Raw genomic sequence first — 23,549 nt, 5'->3', positions numbered from 1 at the left:
GCCCCGCCGCCTAGGGTGTACGCCGTGAGCACCGGCGTCCACGCACCCACCGGGGTCTTCGTCTGCTTCGAGGGCGGCGAGGGCTCCGGCAAGTCGACGCAGTCCCGGCTGCTGCGCGACCACCTGGTGGCCGCGGGCTACGCCGTACGCCTCACCTTCGAGCCGGGGGACACCCCTGTGGGCCGGGACCTGCGCCGGATCGTGCTCAGCCCCGAGACCGGGGAGCTGTCCGACCGCACCGAGGTGCTGCTCTACGCCGCCGACAAGGCCGAGCACGTCGACACCGTCGTGCAGCCGGCGCTGGACCGCGGCGAGGTCGTCGTCACCGATCGGTACGTCGACTCGACGCTGGCCTACCAGGGCGCCGGCCGCACGCTGCCGGTCGAGGAGGTCGAGCAGGTGGCCCGGTGGGCGACCCACGACCTGCGCCCCCACCTGACCGTGGTGCTGGACCTGGAGCCGGTGCACGGCCTGGGCCGCTTCGAGGGACGCGACCGGATCGAGGGGGAGTCGGTGGAGTTCCACGAGCGGGTGCGCGAGGCGTTCCTGCGGATGGCGGCCGCCGATCCCGACCACTACCTGGTGCTGGACGCCCGGCGGCCGGTCGCGGAGATCGCCACCGAGGTCCGTGAGCGGCTCGCGCCGCTGCTGGCGCAGGCGACCAGGACGCCGGTGGTGGCGCCGTGACGGCGACGCCGACGGCCCTCGGGACGGTCTGGAGCAGGCTGGTCGGGCAGGCCAGGGCGATCGAGGCGCTCCGCACCGCCGCCGGTGGGCACGGGATGAGCCACTCGTGGCTGTTCACCGGCCCGCCCGGCTCGGGACGCTCCAACGCCGCGGTGGCCTTCGCGGCCGCGCTGCAGTGCGACCACACCGGCAGCGAGGGGGCCGGTTGCGGGCAGTGCCACGAGTGCCACACGGTGATGGCCGGCTCGCACGCCGACGTGCAGGTGGTGCGCACCGAGAAGCTGTCGCTGGGCGTGAAGGAGATCCGTGAGCTGGTCCGCCGCTCGGCCCTGGCCCCGGTCGGCCGCCGCTGGCAGATCCTCGTGGTCGAGGACGCCGACCGGCTGACCGAGCAGGCCTGCAACGCGCTGCTCAAGGCCATCGAGGAGCCGGCCGAGCGCACGGTGTGGATGCTGTGCGCACCCACCGTCGACGACGTGCTGCCCACGATCCGCTCGCGCTGCCGGCTGGTCACGCTCACCACACCGACCGCCGACGACGTCGCCGCGTTCCTCACCCGGGTCGACGGGGTGCCCGACGCGCTGGCGTCGTACGCCGCCCGCGCCAGCCAGGGCCACATCGGCCGGGCCCGGGCGCTGGCCCGCGACGAGGCCACCCGCAACCGGCGCCACGAGGTGGTCTCGCTGCCGGCCCGGCTGACGTCGCTGGGGGCCTGCATGACCGCCGCCGCCAACCTGGCCGAGGTCACCAAGGAGGAGGCCGACCTGATCACCGGCGAGCTCGACGCCCGGGAGAAGGCCGGGCTCGACACGGCGTACGGCGTGGTCGACCGCGGCCGCCGCCCCCGGGAGTACGCGCCGGCGCTCCGCGAGATGGAGAAGGACCAGAAGACCCGGGCCAAGCGGCGCCACCTCGACGTGGTCGACCGCGCCCTGATGGACCTGGTCTCGGTCTACCGCGACGCGATCGCGCTGTCCGCCGGCGCGCCGGGCCGGCTGGTCAACGAGGAGATCCGGGGCGACGTCGAACGCGTCGTCCGCGACGCCTCGCCCGAGCTGAACCTGCAGCGGATCAGCTGGATCTTCGAGGCCCGTGAGCAGATGCTGGAGTTCAACGTGCCGGTCGCGCTGGCGCTGGAGTCGATGATGGTGGCGCTGCGCGCGCCGGACAGCAGCGTGCGTTGAGACGCCTGCTCGGGGCGCTGCTCGCGCTGCTCCTGGTGGGTGGGCTGGTCAGCGCCGCGGTGGTGGCCTACGACGCGGGTCGTGCGGACGACCGGCCCTCCTCGCCACTCTCGGCGCCCAGCACGACGCCGGAGCCCGGGGCCACCCGCGCGCCGGTGCCGGGACTGGCCCGCTTCTACCGCCAGCGGCTGAGCTGGACGAGCTGTCGCAAGCAGTTCCTGTGCGCGCGGCTGACCGTCCCGCTCGACTACCGCCACCCCGGCGGGGCCACGATCCGGCTCGCGCTGCTCAAGGTGCCCGCCGCCGACCCCGCCCACCGGCTCGGCTCGCTGGTGGTCAACCCGGGTGGCCCGGGCGCACCCGGCACCGACTACGCCGCGCAGGCGGCCCGGGTCTTCCTGCCGCCGCTGGTGCGCAGCTACGACGTGGTCGGCTTCGACCCGCGCGGCACGGGGGCCAGCGACCCGGTGGACTGCCTCAGCGACGCGGAGCTCGACGCCTACGTGTCCGCCGACCCGACCCCGGACACGCCGGCCGAGCGGGCGGCGTACCTCGGCTGGGAGCAGAGGCTCGGCAGCGGCTGCGTGCAGCGCTCGGGGGCGCTCGCCGCGCACGTCTCGACCGCCGAGGCGGCGCGCGACCTGGATGTGCTGCGGGCGGCGCTGGGGGAGTCGACGCTCACCTACTTCGGCGCCTCCTACGGCACCAAGCTGGGCGCGACCTACGCCGAGCTGTTCCCGCACCAGGTCGGGCGGATGGTGCTCGACGGGGCGGTCGACCTCTCGATCGGCAGCCGCCGGCTGTCGCTGCAGCAGGCCCGGGGCTTCGAGACCGCGCTCCGCGCCTACGTCCAGAACTGCGTCGACGAGACCGACAGCTGCTTCCTCGGCGCCACCGTCGACGAGGGCGTGCGCCGGATCCAGGACTTCCTGGCGCGCACGGACGCGAATCCGCTGCCCACCGGCCTCGGCCGGCCGCTGACGGTGGGCAACGCGGTCTACGGCATCGTGGCCCCGCTCTACAACCGCGACTACTGGTACATCCTCTCCGCCGCGCTCAAGCAGGGCTTCGCCGGTGACGGGTCGACGCTGCTGCAGCTCTCGGACCTCTACACCTCGCGCGGCACCTCGGGCTACACCGACAACAGCACCGAGGCCAACTACGCCATCAACTGCCTCGACGACCCGTGGTCGCTTCCCGCGTCGAAGGTGCCCGCCGTGGAGCCGGCCTTCGAGCGCGCCTCGCCGACCTTCGGCGACGACTTCGCCTGGGGGCTGACCTCCTGCAGCGGCCAGCAGGCGCGGTCCACCGAGAAGCCGCTGACGATCCACGGCGCGGGCGCTGCGCCGATCGTCGTGATCGGAACCACCCGCGACCCGGCCACGCCGCTGTCGTGGGCCAGGCACCTGGCCGCCCAGCTCGACTCCGGCGTGCTGGTCACCCGGGACGGCGACGGGCACACCGGCTACAACGCCGGCAACAGCTGCGTCGACGACGCCGTGCACGCCTACCTGGTCGACGGCACCGTCCCGCGGGACGGCCTGGCCTGCTGAGGCTTGCCCCAGCAGCCCGCCGGACCGGGCGGGCGCGGGCGGCTCGACCGCCGCCCCACCACACGGAATCAGGGTGCCGGACGCCGGTTTCGCGACCGGGTGGACTCGTCCGTATACTTCCCCGGGTTGCCCGGAGCTGGTCCTCGGACCGGCGCCCGGGCAGCACGCCGCCTTAGCTCAGTCGGTAGAGCGATTCACTCGTAATGAATAGGTCGTCGGTTCGATTCCGACAGGCGGCTCCAAGGCCCATACCGGTGCTGACCTGGCGAACAGGGTTGGCCGGAATCGGAGGGCGCGACCAAGTTCACTCCTGCGGCCTTCCTTTCGGCCGAAGCAGCTCACCGAGTGAATGGCTCATCGGCTCGCGAGGACGCTCGACAGCGGGAGTCGACGAACACGGCTTGAGGCACCCGTTCGTTATGAACGAAAGTTATGAATAGGTGAGGCGGAACCCTTCGGGCCGTCGTTCGGCGCGAATCCACCGCTGGTCGCTGGTCGCGACGAGGTGACCGCGCAGGTGGCTGGGTAGTGCCCGATCACTGCTCGTGTCGGCGCTCCTGCCCGTCGGCGCGGAGGACGTCCAGGTTCCACAGCAGCGTCGCGCCCATCGCCCAGACCACGAGCAGGGCGAGGTCCAGCAGCCAAGCCGGCCGCAGGACAAAGCTGACGACCAGGTAGAGCACGCACCACAGCGCCAGCGAGAGCCAGCTCGCGCGGGACCGCCTCGCCATATGACACCCCCAACCGTCACCAGGCCCAGCTGCGGGCCGGGCGCAGAACTCAGCGAGCCGGTCCGGGACCGCTTCGCGCTCGGGCACCGGCCGGACGTTGCCGGGACTGATCCTAACGCCGCGGTCGACCACGAGGTAGATCATTCGGAGCGGCCGCAGAGTGTGGGAGACCTCGCGGGCACCGGTCCGCGCCACGGCGACCATGGCGACGAGGCCGAGCGAGGCGAAGGTACGCACGTGTGCTCAGTCGGTCAGCGGGGGCTGAGACGGCGCTCCGTCCGGCGCCTTCACATTCGCGAGTTCTCCGTGCCGGGCGCAGCGCCGGACAGTACGGTGCCGGGCATGACGCTGCCCCGCCGTGGGACGCCGTGCCGCCTTGCCGGGCTGGTCGTGCTGGCGGCCTTCGCAGTCGTGGGCTGCCAGGGGACGGGCGGACAGCCCGGGCTCGCCGACCTCCGCCGCACCCCCGGTGCCCGAGCGTCCTATCCCGGCGCCACGGAGTACCGCCGGCTAGAGGTTGAGGCCTCGGCCAACGCGATGGCGAAGAACCCGGCCCAGATCAAGGTGGACGCCTGCGCGGCCGACCCGCGGGGCCGGGTCCTTGCGTGGTTCGGCAAGACGCTCGAGGAAGCTGGGTGGTCCCGCGACCCGGGCGACACACCGGTCTCGGACCGGCGCGAGTTCCGGCCGGAGGCGACCGCATGGTCACGCGGCGACCGGCACTTCGAGCTGCGCTTCCTCACCGCCGAGTTCGCCGACCACCTCGCCGGTGAGGCCGGCCGGCGGTCCGGCTGCCCGGCGGCGTACGAGACGATCGTCGACTGACGCCGCGTCGGCCGCTGGGTCACCAGGCCCAGGGACTGGCTGGGTGCAGGACCTCGGCGATCCGGGCCAGGACGGCGTCGCGCTCGGGCGCCGGCCGGACGTCGTCGGGGCCGATGCGGACGCCCCGGTCGACGACCAGGTAGAGCATCCGGAGGGTCCGGAGTGTGTTGGAGACCTGCGCGGGGACCGGTCCGGGGCGACCCTCGGCGAGCACGTCGGCGACCGGGTCCAGCCAGCCCACGGCATCGGTCCGTGACAGGTCGGCGCGGGTCAGCACGCGCCCCACGGCGTACGCCAGCCGGTCGTCCTCCTGGGCCTGCCAGACCACGGGCGTCCCGGCCAGCATCCGCGTCGCCGCGAGGTCGAGCATCCGCCGCGCCGGGACGTCCGGGCGCAAGCCGAGCTCGCCGAGCAGGTCCGCGCCGTGGGCCACCGCGTGCAGCCAGCCCAGCTGTGGGTCGTGGCCGCGCAGGTCGCTCTCGGCGGCGTACCAGCGCTCGAAGGCGTCGACCCACGCCGGCTCGCACACCCCCCGGGTGGCGACCATGACGTCGAGGACCAGCGGGGCGAAGGTGCGGACCTGCACCTGGTCGGACCCGAAGCGCTGCACCATCAGGTCGCCCAACGGGCGCAGCTGGTCGTCGGGCACCACGCCCTCGTGGATCCAGGTCGCGAGCGCCGAGTACCCGAGCTCGTCGCGCGTCTCCGGGTCGGGTGAGGCGAGCATGTCGACGAGCTCGGCCACGAGCCGGGGGACGTCGCCGCCCTCGGGGACGCGGAAGTCGTTGCTGCGGATCGTCTGCCAGTCGGTCATCGCGGCAGGCTAGCCACGGCCGGGCGGTCCGCGCGCCCGCTTTTCCTGCCGGTCCTGGCCGGCGTCGCGGTGGACGAGCTCGCGCCGTACCGCCTCCTGAGCGTCACTGAGGATGGTTGGGCCTCCGCGCGAGGACAGGCTTCCGTGATGCTGCTTCTCCCGCGAGCAAGGTCCGCGGCATGATGCCCTCACGTGGTCACGCCACGACGCGCGGCGAGCGGCCGCGCGAGCGACGAGGAGGAGGGACGACGTGCCGGTGCCCGAGCGCTCCTGGCCGGTCTCCGCGCTCGAGGGGTCGGTGCTGCGGCCGCTGTGGCTGGACAGCCCCGCACGCCCGCAGCCGCGGCCTGGCCTGCCCGGTGACGTCGAGACCGACCTGCTGGTGGTCGGCGGCGGCTTCACCGGGCTGTGGGCGGCGCTCCGGGCGGTCGAGCGGGACCCCGGACGCCGGGTCGTGCTGGTCGAGGCCGACCGCATCGGCGAGCACGCCACCGGCCGCAACGGCGGGTTCTGCGAGGCCAGCCTGACCCACGGCGAGGCGAACGGTCGGGCCCGCTGGCCCGGGGAGTACGACACCCTCCACGCGCTCGGGCTGCGCAACCTCGACGAGATCGAGGAGACCGTCGCGCGCTACGGGATCGACTGCGGGCTGCGGCGCGGCGGTGCGCTGCAGGTCGCGACCCGGCCGCACGAGGTCGAGGCCCTCGAGCCCGACCGGCCGGGCTTCCTCGACGCCGCGGCCGTACGACGGGTCCTCGACTCCCCGTCGTACCTCGCCGGACGGTTGAGCCCCGACGAGTGCGCCGTCCTCGACCCCGCGCGGTTGGCCTGGGGGCTGGCCGACGCCGCGGAGCGGCAGGGTGTCCGGATCGCCGAGCACACCCGCCTGACCGCGCTGCGCCGACGGCGCGGTCGCGTCGAGGCGGCCACGTCGACCGGCACCGTCCGCGCGCGCAACGTCGTGCTGGCCACCAACGTCTTCCCGGGCCCCCTGCGCCGCACCCGGTGGTCGGTGGTGCCGGTGTACGACTACGTGCTGGCCACCGAGCCCCTCACCGACGCACAGCTCGCGAGCCTGGGGTGGGACCCGGCCATCGGCGTGGCCGACTCCGGCAACCGGTTCCACTACTACCGGGTCACGCCGGACCGGCGGATCCTGTGGGGCGGCTACGACGCGGTCTACCACTACGGCCGGTCGATCCGGTCCCAGCACGACGACCGGCGGGCGACGTTCGAGACCCTGGCGCGCAACTTCGGCCGCACCTTCCCCCAGCTCGACGGGATCGGGTTCACGCACCGCTGGTCCGGGGTCATCGACACCTCCACCCGCTTCTGCGCCTTCTACGGGCGCGCGCACGGCGGCCGGACGGCTTACGCCCTCGGCTTCACCGGGCTGGGGGTCGGCGCCTCCCGCTTCGCCGCCGAGGTGATGCTGGACCTGCTCTCCGGGCGCGAGACCGAGCGGACCCGGCTGGAGATGGTCCGGCGCAGGCCGGTGCCGTTCCCGCCCGAGCCGCTGGCCTGGCTGGGCGTCCGCGCGACCACGTGGTCGCTGGCCCGGGAGGACCGCACCGGACGCCGCAACGCCTGGCTACGGCTGCTGGACCGGTGGGGCCTCGGCTTCGACTCCTGAGGTGGTCACGCGGGACCGCCCGCGGGCCCCGTGCGGGCGCGGCCGAGCTGCCGCTCGGCGAGGGTGGTGAGCGCCGGCAGGGCGGTGGCGAGCGCGTCGCGCTCCGCCTCGGAGAGCGCGGCGATGTCGGCGTGCAGGTCGGCCGTGGCCTCCCGGCGCAGCCGCTCGAGCAGCTCCCGGCCGGCGTCGCTCAGCGTCAGCAGCGACGCGCGCCCGTCCTCGGGGTCCGGAGCGCGGGTCACCCAACCGCTCTCGACGAGGGCGTCGGCGAGGCGGGACATCGTGGGGCGGGCGATGCCCATCGCCTCGGCGAGGTCGCCGGCGCGGAGCGCGCCGCGCTTCGCCAGCGTCGCCAGCGCGGTGTAGCGCGAGGGGGTCAGGTCGAGCGTGTCGCCCGGCCGGCGCAGCGCATAGGCGAGCCGGTTCACCGCCACCCGGAGCTCGCCGGCCAGGCCGGCCACCTGGGCGCTGGCCGGGGAGGGAGTGGGCGTGCTCATGCGGGGGACCCCCCGGTCGGCGCGGCTGCGGCGGCGCGGGTCTCGGCGGGGTCGGCGGTGTCCGTGGGATCGGTCGGCTCGTCGACGTGGACGTACTTCCCGCCGCGCAGTGCGGAGGCCACCGCGGCGATCAGGCAGGCCGCGATGGCGAAGCCGAAGGCGACGCCGAGCCCGTCGGAGAACGGGCCGGAGATCATCTGCGGGAAGAAGCTCCGCCCGGTGAGGTAGTGCTGGTGGGCGGCCGGCAGCTGAGCCAGGGCGTGCCCGCCCAGCAGGGTCTGCACCGGGTTGTAGCCGAGCAGCGAGGCGAACAGCACGCTCACCGGCGGCAGCTGCGCCACCTGGGCGGCCTGGGCCGAGGAGACGCCCTGGGCGGTCAGTCCCTGGGTGAGCGTCTGCGGCAGCGTCGCGGCCAGCCCGGTGACCATCAGCGAGAAGAAGATGCCGATGGACAGCACCATCGCGGCGTTCTGGAAGGTGGCCGTCATGCCGGCGCCGACGCCGCGCTGGGTGGCGGGCAGGCTGTTCATGATGCCGGCGCGGTTGGGCGAGGCGAACAGCCCCATGCCCAGGCCGTTGAGCAGCAGCGCGGCCGCGAACTGACCGTAGGCGAAGTCGACCGGGAGCAGCAGCAGCCACACGAAGCTCAGCGCGGCGACCACCATGCCGCCGGTGGCGAACAGCCGGGCGCCGAACCGGTCGGAGAGCCACCCGGAGACCGGGCCGGCGACCAGGAACCCGACGGTCAGCGGCAGCATGTAGATGCCCGCCCACAGCGGGGTCTCCTCGAAGCTGTAGCCGTGCTGGGGCAGCCAGATGCCCTGCAGCCAGATGATCAGGATGAACATCAGCCCGCCGCGGCCCAGCGAGCCGAGCAGGCTGGCGAGGTTGCCGAAGGTGAAGGCGCGGATCCGGAACAGGTCGATGTGGAACATCGGGTCCGGCACCTTGGTCTCGATCACGCAGAAGCCGGCCAGCACCACCGCGCCGCCGATCAGCGCGGCCAGCACCCACGGGTCGGTCCAGCCCATGTCGTGGCTGCCGTAGGGCTGGATGCCGTAGGTGATCCCGGCCAGCACCGCGACCAGGCCGAGCGCGAAGGTGGCGTTGCCCCACCAGTCCATCCGGGCGTGGTGCCGGGTGCCGGTGTCGTGCAGCTTCAGGTAGGCCCACACGGTGGCGAACACCCCGATCGGGACCGAGACCACGAAGACGAGGTGCCACTCGATCGGGGCGAGCAGGCCGCCGACGACCAGCCCGATGAACGAGCCCGCGATGCCGGCGACCTGGTTCAGGCCCAGGCCCAGGCCGCGCTGGTCGGACGGGAACGCGTCGGTGATGATCGCGGCCGAGTTCGCCATCAGCATCGCGCCGCCGACGCCCTGGAAGACCCGCATCACGATCAGCCAGAGCACCCCGGCGGTGCCGTGCATCCAGGTGACCGCGAGCAGGATCGAGAACGCGGTGAAGATCGCGAACCCGGCGTTGTACATCCGGACCCGGCCGTACATGTCGCCGAGCCGACCGAGCCCCACCACCAGCACGGCGGTGACGACCATGTAGCCCATGATCAGCCACAGCAGCAGGCCGGTGTTGCCGGGCGAGAGCGGGTCGACGCCCACGCCGCGGAAGATGTCGGGCAGCGCGATCAGCAGGATCGACTGGTTGATCGTGGCCAGCAGCACCCCGAGGGTGGTGTTGGACAGCGCGACCCACTTGTAGTGCGGGCTGCGCAGGTCGCGCTCCGCCTTCGCCCGCGCCGCCCTGCGTCGGTCCTGGACCGCCGTGCCTGCCATCTGGTCCGTGCCTCCCGGGGTGCACCGATTAGTTCGCGTCGGCTAACCATATCTCCGGCCATATCTCCGGGGGATGGGGCCGGCCGTCGTCGAGGTCCGGTACGACGGCCGCCGGGGTCAGATCCGGCCGATGGCGCCGGTGACCAGGCCGGCGGCCTCGTCGGCGCTGCCGGCGCCGCGCAGCTCCGTCCGGAAGCTCGTCCGCACGCAGGCGCCGGCGATCTTGGCGAGCAGGGCGAGGTAGGACGAGGGATCCTCCTCGGGGGCCGCGATCAGCAGCACGACGTCGACGTCCGGCTTGTCGTCGTGGAAGGACACCGGTGCCGCCAGCCGGGCCACCGCGACCGAGAGGGTGTCGACCGCCGCGCTGCGGGCGTGGGGGAGGGCCAGGCCGCCGGGCAGCACGGTGGACTCGAGGGCCTCGCGCACCATCACCGCCTCGACGAACGCCTCCGCGTCGCTCACCCGGCCGGCGTCGGTGAGTCGGGCGGCGAGGGAGGCGACCACATCGCGCGCGTCCTGGCCGCCCGGGTGGTCGAGGGTGACGAGGTCGGCGGTGGTGAAGGGGGCGGGGGAGGACGTCATGACGTCATTGTCCCCACCGCGGGCCGATCCACGCGCACCGGTCCGCACCTCGGCCGCGGGGCCGGGCGGCCGGCGTCATCGGTCCTGGCGACCGGTTCGGATGACGTCGGGGTGGACGCCCGGGGACGACGCAGCGGTGGACGCCGGGGTCGAGGCCGGGGCGGAGGCGGAGCCGGGGGCGGAGGACGCCGCGCGGGCCTGGGCGCGCACGACGAGCCGGCGCGCCAGCGGGTCGGCCAGGCGGGGGGCGAGCGGGCCGACGACGGCCATCAGCAGCACGTAGGCGGCGACCGTGGGGGCGATCAGGTCGTGCACCGGGCCGGTGAGCAGGCCCACGATGATGATCGAGAACTCCCCGCGCGCCACCAGCGCGGCGCCCGCTCGCAGCCGGCCACCCGGGCCGACGCCGGCGCGCCGGGCGGCCACCCAGCCGGTGGCGACCTTGGTGGCCACCCCGACCACCGCGAGGCCCAGCGCGAGCAGCAGCGCCGAGGGCAGCTGGCCGGGATCGGTGGAGAGCCCGAAGAACACGAAGAACACCGCGGCGAACAGGTCGCGCAGCGGCCCGAGCAGGCCCTGGACCCGGTGGGCGAGCTCGCCGGAGAGGGCGATGCCGAGCAGGAACGAGCCCACCGCGGCGGAGACGTGCACGGCCTCGGCGGCGCCGGCGACCAGCAGCGCGACGCCGAGCACCCGCAGCAGCACCACCTCGTCGCTGCCGCCCGAGACCACGCGGGTGACCTGCTGCCCCCACCGCAGCGCGACCAGCAGCACCACGCCGAGCACGGCCAGCGCGATCAGCACCGAGCGGGTCGCCACCCACGCCCCGGACGCGGCGATCACCGAGGTCAGCACCGGCAGGTAGACCGCCATCGCGAGGTCCTCGATCACCAGCACGCTCAGCACCGTCGGGGTCTCCCGGTTGCCCAGCCGGCCGAGGTCGGTGAGCACCTTGGAGATGATCCCCGAGGAGCTGATCGCGGTGATGCCGAACATCGCGAGCGCCGCCACCGGCGGCCACCCCATCAGCAGCGCGAACACCAGCCCCGGAGTGCCGTTCAGCAGCAGGTCGAGCAGGCCCGCGGGGGCCTGCTGCCGCAGGTTGCCGACCAGCTCCTCGGCCGAGTACTCCAGGCCGAGCAGGAGCAGCAGCAGGATCACGCCCACCTGCGACCCCGTGGTCAGGAACCCCTCCGGCGCGCCCAGGGGCAGCAGCCCGCCCGACCCGAAGGCCAGCCCGGCGAGCAGGTAGAGCGGGATGGGGGAGAGCCCGAGGCGGCCGGCGAGCCGGCCGAGCATCCCGAGTCCGAACAGGACGGCACCGAGCTCGACGAAGAACGTCGCCACGTGCACGTGCACGAGCTCAGCCGTCGGCGAGCAGGCCGGCGACGGCGTGGACGCCGTCCTCGGTGCCGACCACGACCACCCGGTCCCCTGCCTGGAAGACGAAGTCCGGGCGCGGCGAGGCGATCAGTTCGCCGCCGCGGAAGACCGCGACGACCGAGGCGCCGGTGCGGGTCCGGATCGCGGCGTCGCCCAGCGAGCGGCCGGCGAACGGCGAGTCCTCGGCGACCAGCAGCCCTTCGGTGGAGATGCCCTCGATCTGCTCGCGCAGCCGGGCCAGCCGCTCGACCACTCTGGGGGCGCCGAGCAGCTCGGCGAGCACCTCGCCCTCCTGGCCGGTCAGCGTGATGACGGCCTGGCAGGCGTCGGGGTCCAGCGGGTCGTAGATGACCAGCTCCCGGGCGCCCGAGCGTTGGGAGACCACGCCCACGCGCCGCCCCTGCGCCGTCACGAAGTCATGGCGCAGCCCGATCCCGGGCAACCGCGTCTCCTCCAGGTCCATGCGCCCCACTCCTCGTCGGCTCGGCTCGGCGGGTCCACCCTCACACATCGGCCATGACCGGCGGCGCGTCCGGCCCCGCGGGCTCGGCCGGGCGGCCCGGCGCAGGCAGCTGCCCCGCGGCCGCGAGCGACGGCCTGGGCACGGCTCGGCGCAACCGCCGCTGCTGCGTCGCGGCGAGCACGACGGCCAGCGCCGTGACCGTGACGGTCACGGCGAACGCCGCGGTGTGCCCGTGCGCGTCGGCCAGCCGGCCGGCGACGCTCGAGCCGAGTGCGTAGCCCACGCCGGTGGCGCTGGCGAGCACGGTCATCGCGGCCGCGACCCGGGTCGGCGGCACGATCCGCTCGCCGAGGGTGAACACGCCGATCATGTACGGCGCGACCGCGAACCCCAGCAGGAACACCGCCGCGGTCAGCGGGCCGAGCGTGTCCACGACCAGCAGCGGCAGCGACAGCACGAACAGCGCGACCCCGGCCACCAGCACCCGGCGCTCCTGGCCGAACCGCTCGGGCACGAAGGCGGTGGCCAGGCCGGCGGCGGCGCTGCCGACCCCGAGCGTGGCGTGCACGAGCCCGGCCAGGCCGGCGTGCCCGGCCTGGGTCGCGAGCACGGTGGCACCGGTCTGGGTGGCGCCGAAGAGCGCGCCGATGGCCAGCTGGGCGAGCACGAGCACCGCGAACGCCGCGGTCAGCAGCCGCCCCGCGGGGGCGTGGACGGTCATGGCCGCGACGTACCGCCCGGAGGGGTGCAGCGCGAACGCGGTCCCGAAGACCGCCAGCAGGGCCGCGGCGACCAGTACGCCGCCGGACGGCGAGACGGCGACCGCCCCGAGGCCGATCAGCGCGGGGCCCACCGCGAACGACGCCTCGTCCGCGGCGCCCTCGTAGGAGAACGCGGCATCGACCAGCCGGCGCTGCTGGGCACCGGTGCCGGCGGTGAGCGGCCGCCAGCGCACCCGGGCCAGCGGGCCGACCTGGGGCAGGGCCAGGCCGGCGAGGGCCGCGGCCGCCACCAGGGTGCCGTACGACGAGCCGAGGTGGACCAGCCCGACCAGCAGGCCGAGCCCGGCGGCACCGGCCAGCGACTGGACGAGCACGACGGGGCGCTGCCCGAGCCGGTCGGCGAGGCCGCCGGCGATCGGGGCGCTGACCGCGTTGGCCACCGCCAGCGCGCCGGCGGCGGCGCCGCCCACGGCGTAGCTGTCGGTGGCGGTGGAGACCAGCAGCAGGGTGCCGAGCTGGCTCATCGCCAGGGGGAGCCGCCCGAGGAACGCGGTCAGGACGTAGGCCGGGCCGGCGAGCCGGAGCAGGCGTCGGTAGGAGGCGAGGGGAGACAACGGAGGGCCTTTCGGGTGCGTCACTACGACGCGCCGAACCCACCTCCAAGACGCGTGAAACCCTCTGCAGCCGCCATCCTAGCCGCCCGAACCGACGGGGAGCCAGGCCGCGAGGCGGTCAGTTGACGGTGATCGCGACCACGGTACGGTCGTCGTCCCCGGGCTCGGGCAACGACTCCAGCAGCCGGTCCAGCCAGACCTCGAGGTCCTCCTGGCCGGGGCCGACGTCGGCGATCCGGGCGAGCTGGTCCAGGCTCTCGAACAGGTCCACGCCGCGGCGCTCGATCACACCGTCGGTGAACATCACCAGCGTGGTGCCGGCCGGGACCTCCACCGCGGTGACCACGGCCTCGCCGCTGCCGAGCCCCAGCACCGGTCGCGGCACCGGCCGCAGCGGCTGCTCGGGGTCCGGCGGCAGCAGCAGCGGCGCCGGGTGGCCGGCGCTGGCCAGCTCGATCACCCGGTTCCGGCGGTCGATGACCGCGATCTGCGCCGAGGCGATCTGGTCGCCGAGCAGCGCGGACATGAAGCGGTCCAGCTGGTCGAGGCTGTGCCCCAGGTCGTTGCTGGCGAAGAGGTAGGCGCGCAGGGCGGCCCGGACCTGGGTCATCGCCGCCACCGCGGAGACCCCGTGGCCGGCGACGTCGCCGATGACGAACGCGACCCGCTCCCGGTCGAGGACCAGGCAGTCCCACCAGTCGCCGCCGAGCTGGTAGGACGCGGCCGAGGCGTAGCGCACCGCGACGTCCAGTCCCTCCAGCGTGGGCGCCACGTTGGCCAGGACGCTGCGCTGCAGCGACTCGGCGACCTCGATCTGGTCGCGGGAGCGACGCAGCAGCAGCCCGTTGACCCGGTCGCGCAGGTCGCGTGCGGCCTCGAGGTCCTCCTCGTCCCAGGGGCAGCTGCGCCCGCTGACGATCTCGCGCCACTTCTCGAACGACCTGCGCGGCGAGAGCCGCACCGTGCCGTCCTCGGCCGCGGCGAGCTCCTTGTTCCGGGGGTCGCCGCCCCAGTCCACGGTCTGCTCGATCTCGGGGCGGAACCAGACCAGGTAGCGGTCCGGCAGCACGCCGACCGCGAGCGCCCCGGGGGGCAGTCCCTCGGCTCGGGCCAGCGCCGGGTCGAGGTCGGCCAGCCGGTCACTGAAGCCGGCCACCCCCTCCTGTCCGTCGAGCAGCCGGTGCGCCACCAGCTCCACGGTCCGATGGTCGGGGACGTCGCCGAGCGTGCGCATCGCTCCGTCGTAGGACAGCGCCGCGCCGGTGGCGTCCATCAGCGCGAGCAGCTCGGGGTCGACGAGCAGCGCGTCGAGCGCGGCGTTGGTGGCGGCCGCCCGCCCGACGATCCGGCCGAGGGTGGAGGCGCGCTCCAGCGCGCGCTCCCGGGCGTCGCTGCGGGTGCGTTCGGCGATCTGCTGGGAGGCCACCTGGCCCAGGAACTCGGCGGCGGCCCGGGCGTCCTGGCTGGGGCGGTGCGGCCCGGAGTAGTGGTGGCACGCGACCAGGCCCCACAGCTCGCCCTCCACGACCAGCGAGATCGACATCGAGGCGGTCACGCCCATGTTGCGCAGGTACTCCAGGTGGATCGGCGAGACGCTGCGCAGCGTGGAGAAGGACAGGTCCAGGGGCCGCCGCGTGCCGGGGTCCAGCACCGGCTCGAGGGGGGCGGGCCGGTAGTCCACGTCGGCGATCAGCCGGGTCCAGTTGACGGTGTAGAGCTGCCGGGCCTGGGCGGGGATGTCGGCCGCCGGGTAGTGCAGGCCGAGGAACGCGTTGAGGTCGGGGCGCCGCTCCTCCGCGATCACCTCGCCGTTCCAGTCCTGGTCGAAGCGGTAGACCATGACCCGGTCGAAGTCGGTGATCTCGCCGACCTCGCGGGCCAGCTGCTCGCCGAGCCCGACCACCGAGGTCTGGGCGGAGAGCCGGGCCATCGCCGCGCGCGCGGACTGGTAGCTCAGCAGCACCGAGCGGGGCCGGCCGAGCGGCTCGACCTCCACCACCAGGCGCTCCCCGGACCGGTGCAGGCTGACGTCCACCTCGGCGCCGGCCAGCGCGCCGTCGCGGGTGTCGGTCAGCCGCACGATCATCGGCTCGTCGAACGCCTGCTCGGCCCACCGACGGCGTACGTCGGTGGCGACCGTCGCGCCGAGCAGGTCGGCCAGCGGGCGGCCGATCGCCGCGGCCGGCTCGGTGCCGAGCAGGTCGCCGGTGTTGGCCGACGCGACGACCACCTCGAGCGAGGCGGGGTCGAGGGCGAGGAGGCAGCCGTGCGGCTGGATGGCGCCGGGGATGTGGATCGGTTCGTCCTCGCAGTTGGTGAGGTCGACGGGGCCGTAGGCGGGCGTGTGCCCGGTCTGCGGTGCTGCGGTCATGGTGCCTTCCCCTCGACGTCTCGCCGCTGCTGGACGAGAGCGCCACACTAACGCCTGCGGAGCCAGCAGGCTCCTGCCTCACCTGTAGGGGTGAGGGCGCGCCTCACCGCTGCAGCCCTAGGCTGGCGGGCGTGTTCGACAGGACCTTCACCGCAGACCTCACCGACCAGACGCTGACCGTCCGCGGCGAGGTGGACGACTACGGCATCATCGCGCTGCGCAACCTGCTCGCCGAGCACGGCAGCGCGCCGGGGGCGCGGCTGGTGGTGGACCTGAGCGACGTGGACTACCTGCCCAGCGTGGGGGTGGGCGTGCTCACCCGCGGCCTGGGCGCCGCGCGTAAGGCCGGCGCCGAGATCGTGCTGGTGGCCCGGCCGGGCACGGTCGCCCAGCGGGTGCTGATGGTCTGTGCGCTGCCCTACCGCGAGTCGCTCGACGAGGTCTCCGGCCAGCTCTCCGACGAGGGCCCCGACACCGACCTGCTGGCCTGACACCCACGACCCGGCGTCCGCCTCGCCGGCTACTCGACGTCGAGGACCGCGGTGACCCGGGTGCCGCGGGTGTCCTCGAACCACCAGCTCGAGGAGAGCGCCGCCACCATCGCCAACCCGCGACCGCGGGGGGCATAGGGGTCGGGGGCGACCACGTGCGGCACCGAGGTGCCGCCGCCGTCGTACACGCTCAGGCGCAGCGAGACGCCGTCGAGGTGCCAGGAGACCTCCAGGCCGTCCTGGCTGTCGGGGCGGCCGTGGTCCACGCCGTTCGCGACCAGCTCGCCGAGCACGAGGACCGCGTCCTGGCGGACCCGCTGGCCCAGTCGCTGCCGCTCGGCGAACGCGGCCAGCAGGGCCCGGGCCGCGGCGTTGGCCCCGCTGCCGAACGGCAGCTCGTGGACCTCGCTGTGGGCGGCGGGCCGGGTCGACGGCGCCGGGCGCGAGCCCTCGGTCACGACCCCGTACCCATCAGGCGTTGGTGTGGTCGAGCCCGCAGATGGTCAGGACCCGCTGGGCGATCGAGCCCTCGGCGGCGATCATGCCCAGCTCGACCCCGGACTCCTCGGCCCGGCGCCGGGCCGTCGCCAGGACCCCGACCGCCAGGCTCGGGCAGTAGTCGACGTCGGTGAGGTTCAAGGTGATGGTGCGCTCGAAGTCGTGGGAGTACTTGGAGATCTCCTCACGCAGGGCGACACCACCCGCCTCGTCGATGTCCCCGCGCACGGTGAGCACCTGGGCCGTCTCGTCGAAGCTGGAGGCATAGGACTGCTGCTGTTCCACGCCCCGAGCATAGACCGCCGAGGCGCCGGCTGCCCCAGCCCGGGTCGATCGACCGGGCCCACGGGTGGCCCGCCGGTGTCCCGCCGGTGCCGTCCCGCTGTCGCTGCGGGCGCCGCCGTGGTGACGTAGCGTGGGCCGGACATGGACATCGACCACCAGCGCCCCGCCCCCGACGAGGGGCCGCACCTGCCGCTCTCGGTGGCCCTGCGCGAGGGGTCGGCCGACGAGCACCGCCGCGCCGAGGGCAGCGCGTTCGTGGGCGACCTGCTCGCGGGCCGCGCCACGGCGAACCAGTACGCCGGCTACCTGCAGCGGCTGCGCGTCGTCTACGCCGCGCTCGAGGCGGCGCTGCGCGCCCACCGCGCGCACCCGGCGGTGGCCGCGGTGTACGACGAGGACCTCGCCCGCACCGAGGCACTGGACCTCGACCTGGACCACTGGGCCCCCGGTGACCGACCCGCGGCGTCGCCGGCGGCGGTCGCCTACCGGGACCGGATCGAGACTGCCGCGGCCGTCCCCGAGCTGCTGGTGGCCCACCACTACACGCGCTACCTGGGCGACCTCTCCGGGGGCCGGATGCTCGCCCACGCGCTGCGGGCCGCCCGGGACGGCGACGACGTCGGCCTGGCGTTCTACGACTTCCCCGCGGTGCCCAAGCCGGTGCCCTACAAGCGGGACTACCGCGACCGCCTCGACGCGCTGCCGCTCACCGGCGCCCAGCGCCGCGCCCTGGTCGAGGAGGTCCGGCTGGCGTTCCGGCTCAACCGTGGCCTGCTCGACGAGGTGGCCTCGCCCGCGCCGGCCTGAGCCTGCCGTCCGTCCGGCCGGCCGGGGTCACTCGGCGATGTCGCGGGTGAGCAGCACCGTGGTGATGAAGCGGCGGAACAACCGCAGCGGGTCGTCGTCGGTGATCGTGACCGTGGTGGCCTCGTCGGGGTCCTCGCAGCGGCGTACCCCGTCGACCCAGGTGGCCATCTCGGCCAGGTCGGCGTTGCGGAAGCGCACCGCGAGCGCGGCGGGCAGCGCGATCCGCGGGGGCGTGGCGTCGGCCAGGCCGGCGATCGCTTCACGGGCCCGGTCCCGGATCAGCTCGCGCGCCACCGACGGGTGCAGGCTCTCGGCGGCGAACCGGGACACCGCGGACTTCACCACGGCGGTGCGGATCCCCGGGCAGACCGCCTCGGCCTCGGCGGCGGTGACGTCGTCGCCGGTCACCAGCACCACCGGTACGCCGTACGCCTGGGCGACGAGCGCGTTGATGCCGGACTCGCCCACCACCGTCCCGCCCAGCCGCACCTCGGCGATGGCGCGCGGGTTGTAGGTGTGCGAGAGCGGCGAGGCCGTCGACATCGAGCCGTGGTAGGAGACGAGGAAGACGGCGTCGAAGGACTCGTCGAGCCCCTGCATCATGTAGAGCGGCTTGTGCCGGCCGGAGAGGTAGCGCGCGTTCCCGGCCAGGGTGTCCGGGCGCAGGTTCTGCATCCGGGAGTGGGAGTCGTTGACCAGGAACTCCGTGGCGCCCGCCTCCTGCGCGCCCTCGATGGCCGCGTTGACCTCGGCCTGCAGCAGCGTGCGGTAGTACTCGTACTCCGGCTGCCCGGCCTGGCACTGCGACCAGTCCACGACCCCGGCGGTGCCCTCCATGTCGGAGGAGATGAAGACCTTCACGCTGCCCGAGGCTAGCCACCGGTGTCCCGGGCCGGGCGAGGGGCCGCCGTCGCGGCGGCCCGCGTCAGCGCCGGCCGAGCACCAGCGTGGCGCCGATCTCCTCGTCGTGCTCCACCGAGGCGGTGAGCCCCGCCGCGGTCATCAGGGCGGCGCTGGTCGGGGCCTGGGCGACGCTGCTCTCGACCAGCAGGGTGCCGCCCGGCGCCAGCCAGGCCGGCGCCCCGGCGACCACCCGCCGCTGCACCTCGAGACCGTCGGCGCCGCCGTCGAGGGCGACCCGGTGCTCGTGCTCCCGCGCCTCCGGCGGCATCAGGGCGATCCGGTCGGTCGGCACGTACGGCGCGTTGCAGGCCAGCACGTCCACGCGGCCGCGCAGCCGGTCCGGCAGCGCGGCGTAGAGGTCGCCCTGCCGGACCCGCTCCGGGGGCAGGTTGCGGCGCGCGCAGGCGACCGCCGCCGGGTCGAGGTCGGCGGCCCACACCTCGGCCGCCGGCTGCCGCGCGAGCACGATCGCGCCGATGGCCCCGGTGCCGCAGCACAGGTCGACCAGCACTCCGCGGCGCCCGACCAGGCCGGCGGCCCGGCGCGCCATCATCGCGGTGCGCTGCCGCGGCACGAACACCCCGGGCGCCACCCCGACCCGGGTGCCGCAGAGCTCGGCCCAGCCGACGACCACCTCCAGCGGCGCCCCGGCCACCCGCCGGGCGGTCATCCGCTCCAGCTCGGCGGCCGAGGAGGCCGAGTCCACGAGCACGGCGGCCTCGTCCTCGGCGAAGACGCAGCCGGCCGCGCGCAGCCGCGCCACCAGCCCGTCCGGGACGTCCCCGGGCGGCCGGTCGGGCGGTGCGTCGGCGGTCACGGGCCCTCCGGGCGGTCACGAGCGGTCGGGATCGGCAGGCGATGATGGTGCCATGCGCTCCGCCCTCGACACGCCGCTCGGTCAGCTCACGCTGGTCGCGGTGGTGTACGCCGGCCTGGTCACCCTGGTCGCCCTGGTCCTCACCCTGCGCCGGGTCCCGCGCCCCGCCTGGCTCGACCACATGGTCTGGATCCTCGAGCTGCTGTTGGCGGTCCGGGTCGTCGCCGGCGTCGGCAGCATGCTGAACGGCCAGCGGCCGGCCGAGACCTCGGCGCACATCGGCTACCTGGTCGCCGCGGTGTGCGTGCTGCCGATCGCGATGCAGTCGGTGGCCGACGAGCGCAGCACCTGGTCCACGGCGGTCGTGACGGTCGCCGCGCTGGCGGTCGCCGTGATCGCCGTCCGCCTGCAGATGACGTGGGGGCACGGTGCCTGAGCCGACCCCCTCCCCGGCGTCGCCGGCGCCCGACTCCCCGGCGCCCGACTCCGCGGCGCCGCGCAGCGGGCCGCACAAGGTGCTGCTGGCGCTCTACGCGCTGTTCACCGTGGCGGCCGGGGCGCGCAGCGCGGTCCAGCTCGCCACCGACGCCGGACGCGCGCCGGTCGCCTACACGCTCTCGGCGGTCGCCGCGCTCACCTACGCCGCCGGCTGGGTGGCGATCCGGCGGGCCTCGGTGGGCCGGACCGGGTTCGCCAGCGTGATGCTGTGGGTGGAGCTCGCCGGGGTCCTCGCCGTGGGCACGCTGAGCCTGGTCGTGCGGGACTGGTTCCCCGACGCCTCGGTGTGGTCCGACTACGGCATCGGCTACGGCTTCGTGCCGGCCGTGCTGCCGGTCCTCGGCCTGGTCTGGCTGCGCCGCCAGCGCCGCGGCGCCGCCATCGGGGAGGCTCAGGCCGCCCAGCCCTGAGCGTCCAGCCCCGGGCAGCGGGTGCTGGTCTCCGAGCGGACGCGGCCCGCCGCCACGGTCCGCCGGGTCACCGGGCCGTGGCGGGCGACGCCGGCGAGGATCGAGACAACCGCGTCGGTCAGCGTGGCCGCGCTGCCGTCATCGAGCGCCTCGAGCAGGTGCAGCCCGTCGGGCCCGCACCGGATCCCGGCGTACAGGTCGCCCCGCCCCTGGTCGAACCGCAGCCGCACCTGGCCGTCGTCGGCCCAGCGCAGGGGCCGCAGCCGGCCGTGTACGACCGCGAGGACCGCCGAGCGGGTGTCGGGCAGCCGGTAGGCGTCGCAGCAGCCGGCCGCCGTCGAGGCGACCAGCACCTCGGCGCGGCCGTCGCCGTCGAGGTCGGGCAGCGCCTGCAGCCGCAGCGTGGGGTCGGCCGGCAGCCGCGCGGCGCGGTGTCCGAGCCACGTCAGCTCGGCGGTGACCCGCCCGTCGGTGCGCACCTCGACCAGGTCCGCACGGCCGTCACCGTCGAGGTCGCCCAGGCCGTACGTCGCCGCCCGGTTGCTGTGCGGGGCGCGGGGGCTGGTCCGGGTGTGCATCTCGGCCGGCGGCGGCCAGCCGGGCTGGTGCCGCCCACCATCGGCGCCGGTCGCGCCCGAGGGCGCCGGGCGACCTGGAACGTCCCGGCCGGCCAGGGCCGTCGTGCCGCAGCCGGAGAGCAGCACTGCCAGCAGCACGACGGGCACGACGGGCGACCTCATGCCCTTCTGACGCGTGGGCCGGACCGGTGGTTGCGGGCCGGGGTCAGCGGGCGCGGGTCAGCGGGCGCGGGGCAGCCGCATCGGGACGTGCGGGATCCCGTCCTCGACGAACTCCGGCCCGGCCACGACGAACCCGTACGAGGCGTACCACCCGGCCAGCGGTGACTGCGCGTCCAGCACCACGTCCCGGTCCGGGCACTGGGCCAGTGCCGCCCGCATCAGCGGGTCGGACCCCCCGCGCCCGCGCAGGGCCGGCGCGAGCAGCACCCGGCCGATCCGCCACGCGTCACCGTCGTCGAGCACGCGGGCGTAGCCGCACAGGGCGCCGGTCTCGTCCGAGAGCAGCACGTGCCGGGTGCCGGGCTCGACGTCGCGGCCGTCGAGGTCCGGGTAGGGACACTCCTGCTCGACGACGAACACCGACTGACGCAGCCGCCACACGTCGTACGCCGTCCGCGCGTCGAGGTCGTCGAAGCCGACCGCGACGACCGCCGGCCGCGGGCCGGGCCTCATCCGAGGAACGCGACCGTCTGCCGCCACGCCCGCCCCGCCTCGGGCACCAGCGGCAGCAGCGGGTAGACGTGGATCAGGTCGGGCTCCTCGACGTAGGTGAGGTCCCAGGAGGTGCCCTCGGCCCGCGACGCGAGCAGCCGGCAGCCGGGCGCGAGGGTGTCGCGGGTGCCGCAGAACACCAGCGCGGGCGGCAGCCCGTCGAGCTCGCCGAGCGCGGGGGAGACCTCGAAGCGGGCCAGGTCGTCCGGCGTGCCGGCCCACCAGGCCGCGTAGGCGCGCAGCTTGCCGAGGAACAGCCACGGGTCGCGTCGCGAGAACGACTCGGTCTCGGGGGTCGAGGTGGTCAGGTCGACCCAGGGCGAGTGCAGCAGCAGGTGCGAGGGCTGCGGGCCCCCGCGGTCGCGCAGCGCCTCGGCGATCGCCAGCGCGAGGCCGCCGCCGGCCGAGTCGCCGGCCAGCACCACCGGCTCGGGCTCGGTGAGCCAGCGCGCGGTCAGCTCCACCACCGGCTCGTGGGAGTCGCGCCAGCTGTGCTCGGGGGCCAGCGGGTAGTCGGGCAGCACGACCCGCGCGTGCAGCCGGGTGGCCAGCCGCGCGGCGTAGCGGACGTGGAAGGGGTCGATCGGCGCCACGAAGCCGCCGCCGTGCAGGTAGACCACCGTGCGCCGCGGCTCGAGGTGTCGCGGCGTGAGGACGTACGCCGGGAAGCCGGCGCCGACCGGGTCGCCGGCCGCCAGGGTCTCGGTGACGACCGAGAAGCGCCGCTCGAACCGCGGCACCAGCCGGGTCGGCAGCGACCGGTCCAGCCCGGCGTGCCAGCGCTCGAGCCGCGCCCGCTCGGCGGCCTCGGTGTCCAGCTCGCGGGACCGGCGCACCCGGGGCACGGCCCGGGCCAGCAGCTGGTGACGTCGGCTGGGGACCCCGCGGGCGCTCATGGCGCCGAGGCTCTCACACGTCCGGTCGCCCGCCTCTGTCACACCGGCTTGTCACACGGGGTTGTCACACCGGCGCTGCCCGCGGTGTCTTGATGTCGACGGACCCATCACACCGAGCAGAGGAGCACCCCGTGGCGAGCACCTTCCGGATCCCGAAGGCCAGGTTGAGCGGCGTCTACGGCGCCGTGGTGAAGGCGGTCGCCCGGCGCATGATCGGCGACGAGCTGCCCGACAACCTCTTCGTCTACTTCCACAACAAGCCGGTCCTGAGGGCCGTGGTGTCCTTCGAGGGCAAGGTGTCGAGGTGGCGGGCGCTGGACCCCCACCTGAAGTCCTACGCGCAGCTCGCCAGCGCCGGCGTGATCGGCTGCAGCTGGTGCCTCGACTTCGGCTACTTCAAGGCGCACGACGACGGCCTGGACCTGGCCAAGGTGCGCGAGGTGCCGCGGTGGCGGGACTCCCGGGTCTTCACGGCGCTGGAGCGCGACGTGCTGGCGTACGCCGAGGCGATGAGCCTCACCCCGCCGACCGTCACCGACGAGATGGTGGCCGGCCTGGTCGACCAGCTGGGCGCCGCGGCGGTCGTCGAGCTGACCCAGATGATCGCGCTGGAGAACATGCGCTCCCGCTTCAACTCCGCCGCCGGGTTGCAGAGTCAGGGCTACTCCGAGGTGTGCGAGCTGCCCCTGTCGCAGCCCGCCGACGACGTACCCTCGGCCTCGTGAGCACCGCCGAGCACGGCTCCCGGGACGCCACCGACACCTTCGTGACCCACCGCAACCTGCTGTTCACGG

The 23,549-nt window shown here is 74.8% G+C and carries 26 protein-coding genes and 1 tRNA gene; 11 read left to right on the top strand and 16 right to left on the bottom strand.

Features of this window, described 5'->3' with window-relative positions:
• Positions 1-24 precede the first annotated feature (24 nt).
• From tmk to BJZ21_RS18460, 4 genes are all read left to right on the top strand, one after another.
• Positions 25-687 carry a dTMP kinase gene (gene tmk, locus BJZ21_RS18475; RefSeq protein ID WP_179665099.1) on the top strand — a complete coding sequence of 221 codons (663 nt, stop codon included), beginning with the start codon at positions 25-27 and terminating at the stop codon, positions 685-687.
• The gene (locus tag BJZ21_RS18470; protein WP_179665098.1) at positions 684-1,871 is read left to right on the top strand and encodes a DNA polymerase III subunit delta'; all 1,188 of its coding nucleotides are present in this window, start codon (positions 684-686) and stop codon (positions 1,869-1,871) included. The genes tmk and BJZ21_RS18470 overlap by 4 nt, the downstream gene beginning before the upstream one ends.
• Entirely contained in the window at positions 1,868-3,424 is a 1,557-nt protein-coding gene (locus BJZ21_RS18465) for an alpha/beta hydrolase (RefSeq protein WP_179665097.1), read from the top strand. The genes BJZ21_RS18470 and BJZ21_RS18465 overlap by 4 nt, the downstream gene beginning before the upstream one ends.
• 166 nt (positions 3,425-3,590) lie before the next feature.
• Positions 3,591-3,666: transfer RNA gene (locus BJZ21_RS18460), tRNA-Thr, on the top strand.
• A 294-nt stretch (positions 3,667-3,960) separates the two neighbouring features.
• Here BJZ21_RS18460 and BJZ21_RS18455 read toward each other — a convergent pair.
• Positions 3,961-4,155 (bottom strand): hypothetical protein, encoded by a 195-nt coding sequence (locus BJZ21_RS18455; protein ID WP_179665096.1) that lies wholly within the window; start codon positions 4,153-4,155, stop codon positions 3,961-3,963.
• A gap of 342 nt (positions 4,156-4,497) precedes the next feature.
• Between BJZ21_RS18455 and BJZ21_RS18450 the strand changes: the two genes are divergently transcribed.
• On the top strand, positions 4,498-4,980 hold the full coding sequence (locus tag BJZ21_RS18450) for a hypothetical protein (protein ID WP_179665095.1): 483 nt from the start codon (positions 4,498-4,500) through the stop codon (positions 4,978-4,980).
• 19 nt (positions 4,981-4,999) lie between these two features.
• On the opposite strand, the gene BJZ21_RS18445 is transcribed toward BJZ21_RS18450, so the two are convergent.
• Positions 5,000-5,794 carry a DUF2785 domain-containing protein gene (locus BJZ21_RS18445; RefSeq protein WP_179665094.1) on the bottom strand — a complete coding sequence of 265 codons (795 nt, stop codon included), beginning with the start codon at positions 5,792-5,794 and terminating at the stop codon, positions 5,000-5,002.
• 250 nt (positions 5,795-6,044) lie between these two features.
• Between BJZ21_RS18445 and BJZ21_RS18440 the strand changes: the two genes are divergently transcribed.
• The gene (locus BJZ21_RS18440; protein ID WP_343052219.1) at positions 6,045-7,427 is read left to right on the top strand and encodes an NAD(P)/FAD-dependent oxidoreductase; all 1,383 of its coding nucleotides are present in this window, start codon (positions 6,045-6,047) and stop codon (positions 7,425-7,427) included.
• A gap of 5 nt (positions 7,428-7,432) precedes the next feature.
• Here the strand turns inward: BJZ21_RS18440 and BJZ21_RS18435 are convergent, their stop codons facing one another.
• The 7 genes from BJZ21_RS18435 to BJZ21_RS18405 all read right to left on the bottom strand — a co-directional run bounded on the left by BJZ21_RS18435 (position 7,433) and on the right by BJZ21_RS18405 (position 15,858).
• Positions 7,433-7,924: a MarR family winged helix-turn-helix transcriptional regulator gene (locus BJZ21_RS18435; protein WP_179665093.1), complete on the bottom strand. Its 492-nt coding sequence runs from the start codon at positions 7,922-7,924 to the stop codon at positions 7,433-7,435.
• On the bottom strand, positions 7,921-9,720 hold the full coding sequence (locus BJZ21_RS18430; RefSeq protein ID WP_179665092.1) for an MFS transporter: 1,800 nt from the start codon (positions 9,718-9,720) through the stop codon (positions 7,921-7,923). The genes BJZ21_RS18435 and BJZ21_RS18430 overlap by 4 nt, the downstream gene beginning before the upstream one ends.
• A 117-nt stretch (positions 9,721-9,837) precedes the next feature.
• Positions 9,838-10,305 (bottom strand): PTS sugar transporter subunit IIA, encoded by a 468-nt coding sequence (locus BJZ21_RS18425; protein ID WP_179665091.1) that lies wholly within the window; start codon positions 10,303-10,305, stop codon positions 9,838-9,840.
• Between the two features lie 75 nt (positions 10,306-10,380).
• Positions 10,381-11,664, bottom strand: coding sequence for a cation:proton antiporter (locus tag BJZ21_RS18420; RefSeq protein ID WP_343052218.1), 1,284 nt, complete (start codon positions 11,662-11,664; stop codon positions 10,381-10,383).
• 4 nt (positions 11,665-11,668) lie between these two features.
• Complete coding sequence (locus tag BJZ21_RS18415; RefSeq protein WP_179665090.1) at positions 11,669-12,151, bottom strand: cation:proton antiporter regulatory subunit; 483 nt, start codon at positions 12,149-12,151, stop codon at positions 11,669-11,671.
• A 40-nt stretch (positions 12,152-12,191) separates the two neighbouring features.
• Positions 12,192-13,487, bottom strand: a complete 1,296-nt coding sequence (locus BJZ21_RS18410) for an MFS transporter (RefSeq protein ID WP_179665089.1) — start codon at positions 13,485-13,487, stop codon at positions 12,192-12,194.
• Positions 13,488-13,605: 118 nt separating this feature from the next.
• Complete coding sequence (locus tag BJZ21_RS18405; RefSeq protein WP_179665088.1) at positions 13,606-15,858, bottom strand: SpoIIE family protein phosphatase; 2,253 nt, start codon at positions 15,856-15,858, stop codon at positions 13,606-13,608.
• A 131-nt stretch (positions 15,859-15,989) separates the two neighbouring features.
• Between BJZ21_RS18405 and BJZ21_RS18400 the strand changes: the two genes are divergently transcribed.
• Positions 15,990-16,349, top strand: coding sequence for an STAS domain-containing protein (locus BJZ21_RS18400; protein ID WP_179665087.1), 360 nt, complete (start codon positions 15,990-15,992; stop codon positions 16,347-16,349).
• Between the two features lie 29 nt (positions 16,350-16,378).
• On the opposite strand, the gene BJZ21_RS18395 is transcribed toward BJZ21_RS18400, so the two are convergent.
• Both BJZ21_RS18395 and BJZ21_RS18390 read right to left on the bottom strand, forming a co-directional pair.
• A complete protein-coding gene (locus BJZ21_RS18395; RefSeq protein WP_179665086.1) occupies positions 16,379-16,807 on the bottom strand; it encodes an ATP-binding protein in 429 nt (142 codons plus the stop codon).
• A 13-nt stretch (positions 16,808-16,820) separates the two neighbouring features.
• Positions 16,821-17,132, bottom strand: a complete 312-nt coding sequence (locus BJZ21_RS18390; RefSeq protein ID WP_179665085.1) for an STAS domain-containing protein — start codon at positions 17,130-17,132, stop codon at positions 16,821-16,823.
• Between the two features lie 141 nt (positions 17,133-17,273).
• On the opposite strand from BJZ21_RS18390, the gene BJZ21_RS18385 reads away from it, so the two are divergent.
• Positions 17,274-17,939, top strand: a complete 666-nt coding sequence (locus BJZ21_RS18385) for a biliverdin-producing heme oxygenase (protein WP_179665084.1) — start codon at positions 17,274-17,276, stop codon at positions 17,937-17,939.
• A gap of 27 nt (positions 17,940-17,966) precedes the next feature.
• Here BJZ21_RS18385 and BJZ21_RS18380 read toward each other — a convergent pair whose 3' ends face one another.
• Together BJZ21_RS18380 and BJZ21_RS18375 are read right to left on the bottom strand one after the other, a co-directional pair.
• Positions 17,967-18,800, bottom strand: coding sequence for a M55 family metallopeptidase (locus BJZ21_RS18380; RefSeq protein ID WP_179665083.1), 834 nt, complete (start codon positions 18,798-18,800; stop codon positions 17,967-17,969).
• A gap of 64 nt (positions 18,801-18,864) precedes the next feature.
• On the bottom strand, positions 18,865-19,659 hold the full coding sequence (locus BJZ21_RS18375; protein ID WP_179665082.1) for a putative protein N(5)-glutamine methyltransferase: 795 nt from the start codon (positions 19,657-19,659) through the stop codon (positions 18,865-18,867).
• Positions 19,660-19,711: 52 nt separating this feature from the next.
• Between BJZ21_RS18375 and BJZ21_RS18370 the strand changes: the two genes are divergently transcribed.
• Together BJZ21_RS18370 and BJZ21_RS18365 are read left to right on the top strand one after the other, a co-directional pair.
• Positions 19,712-20,095 carry a hypothetical protein gene (locus BJZ21_RS18370; protein ID WP_179665081.1) on the top strand — a complete coding sequence of 128 codons (384 nt, stop codon included), beginning with the start codon at positions 19,712-19,714 and terminating at the stop codon, positions 20,093-20,095.
• The gene (locus tag BJZ21_RS18365; RefSeq protein WP_343052217.1) at positions 20,088-20,567 is read left to right on the top strand and encodes a hypothetical protein; all 480 of its coding nucleotides are present in this window, start codon (positions 20,088-20,090) and stop codon (positions 20,565-20,567) included. The genes BJZ21_RS18370 and BJZ21_RS18365 overlap by 8 nt, the downstream gene beginning before the upstream one ends.
• On the opposite strand, the gene BJZ21_RS18360 is transcribed toward BJZ21_RS18365, so the two are convergent.
• Genes BJZ21_RS18360 through BJZ21_RS18350 form a run of 3 tightly spaced genes read right to left on the bottom strand, consistent with a single transcriptional unit; the run spans position 20,549 to position 22,755 of the window.
• Complete coding sequence (locus BJZ21_RS18360; protein WP_179665080.1) at positions 20,549-21,307, bottom strand: FG-GAP repeat domain-containing protein; 759 nt, start codon at positions 21,305-21,307, stop codon at positions 20,549-20,551. The two genes, BJZ21_RS18365 and BJZ21_RS18360, sit on opposite strands and share 19 nt — an antisense overlap.
• 57 nt (positions 21,308-21,364) lie before the next feature.
• Positions 21,365-21,820 carry a GNAT family N-acetyltransferase gene (locus BJZ21_RS18355; protein ID WP_179665079.1) on the bottom strand — a complete coding sequence of 152 codons (456 nt, stop codon included), beginning with the start codon at positions 21,818-21,820 and terminating at the stop codon, positions 21,365-21,367.
• Positions 21,817-22,755 (bottom strand): alpha/beta hydrolase, encoded by a 939-nt coding sequence (locus tag BJZ21_RS18350; RefSeq protein ID WP_179665078.1) that lies wholly within the window; start codon positions 22,753-22,755, stop codon positions 21,817-21,819. The genes BJZ21_RS18355 and BJZ21_RS18350 overlap by 4 nt, the downstream gene beginning before the upstream one ends.
• A 131-nt stretch (positions 22,756-22,886) precedes the next feature.
• Between BJZ21_RS18350 and BJZ21_RS18345 the strand changes: the two genes are divergently transcribed.
• Positions 22,887-23,480: a carboxymuconolactone decarboxylase family protein gene (locus BJZ21_RS18345; protein WP_179665077.1), complete on the top strand. Its 594-nt coding sequence runs from the start codon at positions 22,887-22,889 to the stop codon at positions 23,478-23,480.
• The last annotated feature ends 69 nt before the right edge of the window (positions 23,481-23,549 follow it).

The sequence above is a fragment of the Nocardioides panaciterrulae genome (assembly GCF_013409645.1).
In the GTDB taxonomy this organism is placed as follows: domain Bacteria; phylum Actinomycetota; class Actinomycetes; order Propionibacteriales; family Nocardioidaceae; genus Nocardioides; species Nocardioides panaciterrulae.
Note: the sequence above shows the minus strand (reverse complement) of the source record. Positions and strands in the feature narration are given on the sequence as shown.

Excerpts from the sequence above, each read along its gene's own strand:
- BJZ21_RS18455 (WP_179665096.1), bottom strand. The coding sequence starts at position 4,155 with ATGGCGAGGCGGTCCCGCGCGAGCTGGCTCTCGCTGGCGCTGTGGTGC.
- BJZ21_RS18450 (WP_179665095.1), top strand. The coding sequence starts at position 4,498 with ATGACGCTGCCCCGCCGTGGGACGCCGTGCCGCCTTGCCGGGCTGGTC.
- BJZ21_RS18445 (WP_179665094.1), bottom strand. The coding sequence starts at position 5,794 with ATGACCGACTGGCAGACGATCCGCAGCAACGACTTCCGCGTCCCCGAG.
- BJZ21_RS18435 (WP_179665093.1), bottom strand. The coding sequence starts at position 7,924 with ATGAGCACGCCCACTCCCTCCCCGGCCAGCGCCCAGGTGGCCGGCCTG.
- BJZ21_RS18430 (WP_179665092.1), bottom strand. The coding sequence starts at position 9,720 with ATGGCAGGCACGGCGGTCCAGGACCGACGCAGGGCGGCGCGGGCGAAG.
- BJZ21_RS18425 (WP_179665091.1), bottom strand. The coding sequence starts at position 10,305 with ATGACGTCCTCCCCCGCCCCCTTCACCACCGCCGACCTCGTCACCCTC.
- BJZ21_RS18415 (WP_179665090.1), bottom strand. The coding sequence starts at position 12,151 with ATGGACCTGGAGGAGACGCGGTTGCCCGGGATCGGGCTGCGCCATGAC.
- BJZ21_RS18405 (WP_179665088.1), bottom strand. The coding sequence starts at position 15,858 with ATGACCGCAGCACCGCAGACCGGGCACACGCCCGCCTACGGCCCCGTC.
- BJZ21_RS18385 (WP_179665084.1), top strand. The coding sequence starts at position 17,274 with ATGGACATCGACCACCAGCGCCCCGCCCCCGACGAGGGGCCGCACCTG.
- BJZ21_RS18370 (WP_179665081.1), top strand. The coding sequence starts at position 19,712 with ATGCGCTCCGCCCTCGACACGCCGCTCGGTCAGCTCACGCTGGTCGCG.
- BJZ21_RS18360 (WP_179665080.1), bottom strand. The coding sequence starts at position 21,307 with ATGAGGTCGCCCGTCGTGCCCGTCGTGCTGCTGGCAGTGCTGCTCTCC.
- BJZ21_RS18355 (WP_179665079.1), bottom strand. The coding sequence starts at position 21,820 with ATGAGGCCCGGCCCGCGGCCGGCGGTCGTCGCGGTCGGCTTCGACGAC.
- BJZ21_RS18350 (WP_179665078.1), bottom strand. The coding sequence starts at position 22,755 with ATGAGCGCCCGCGGGGTCCCCAGCCGACGTCACCAGCTGCTGGCCCGG.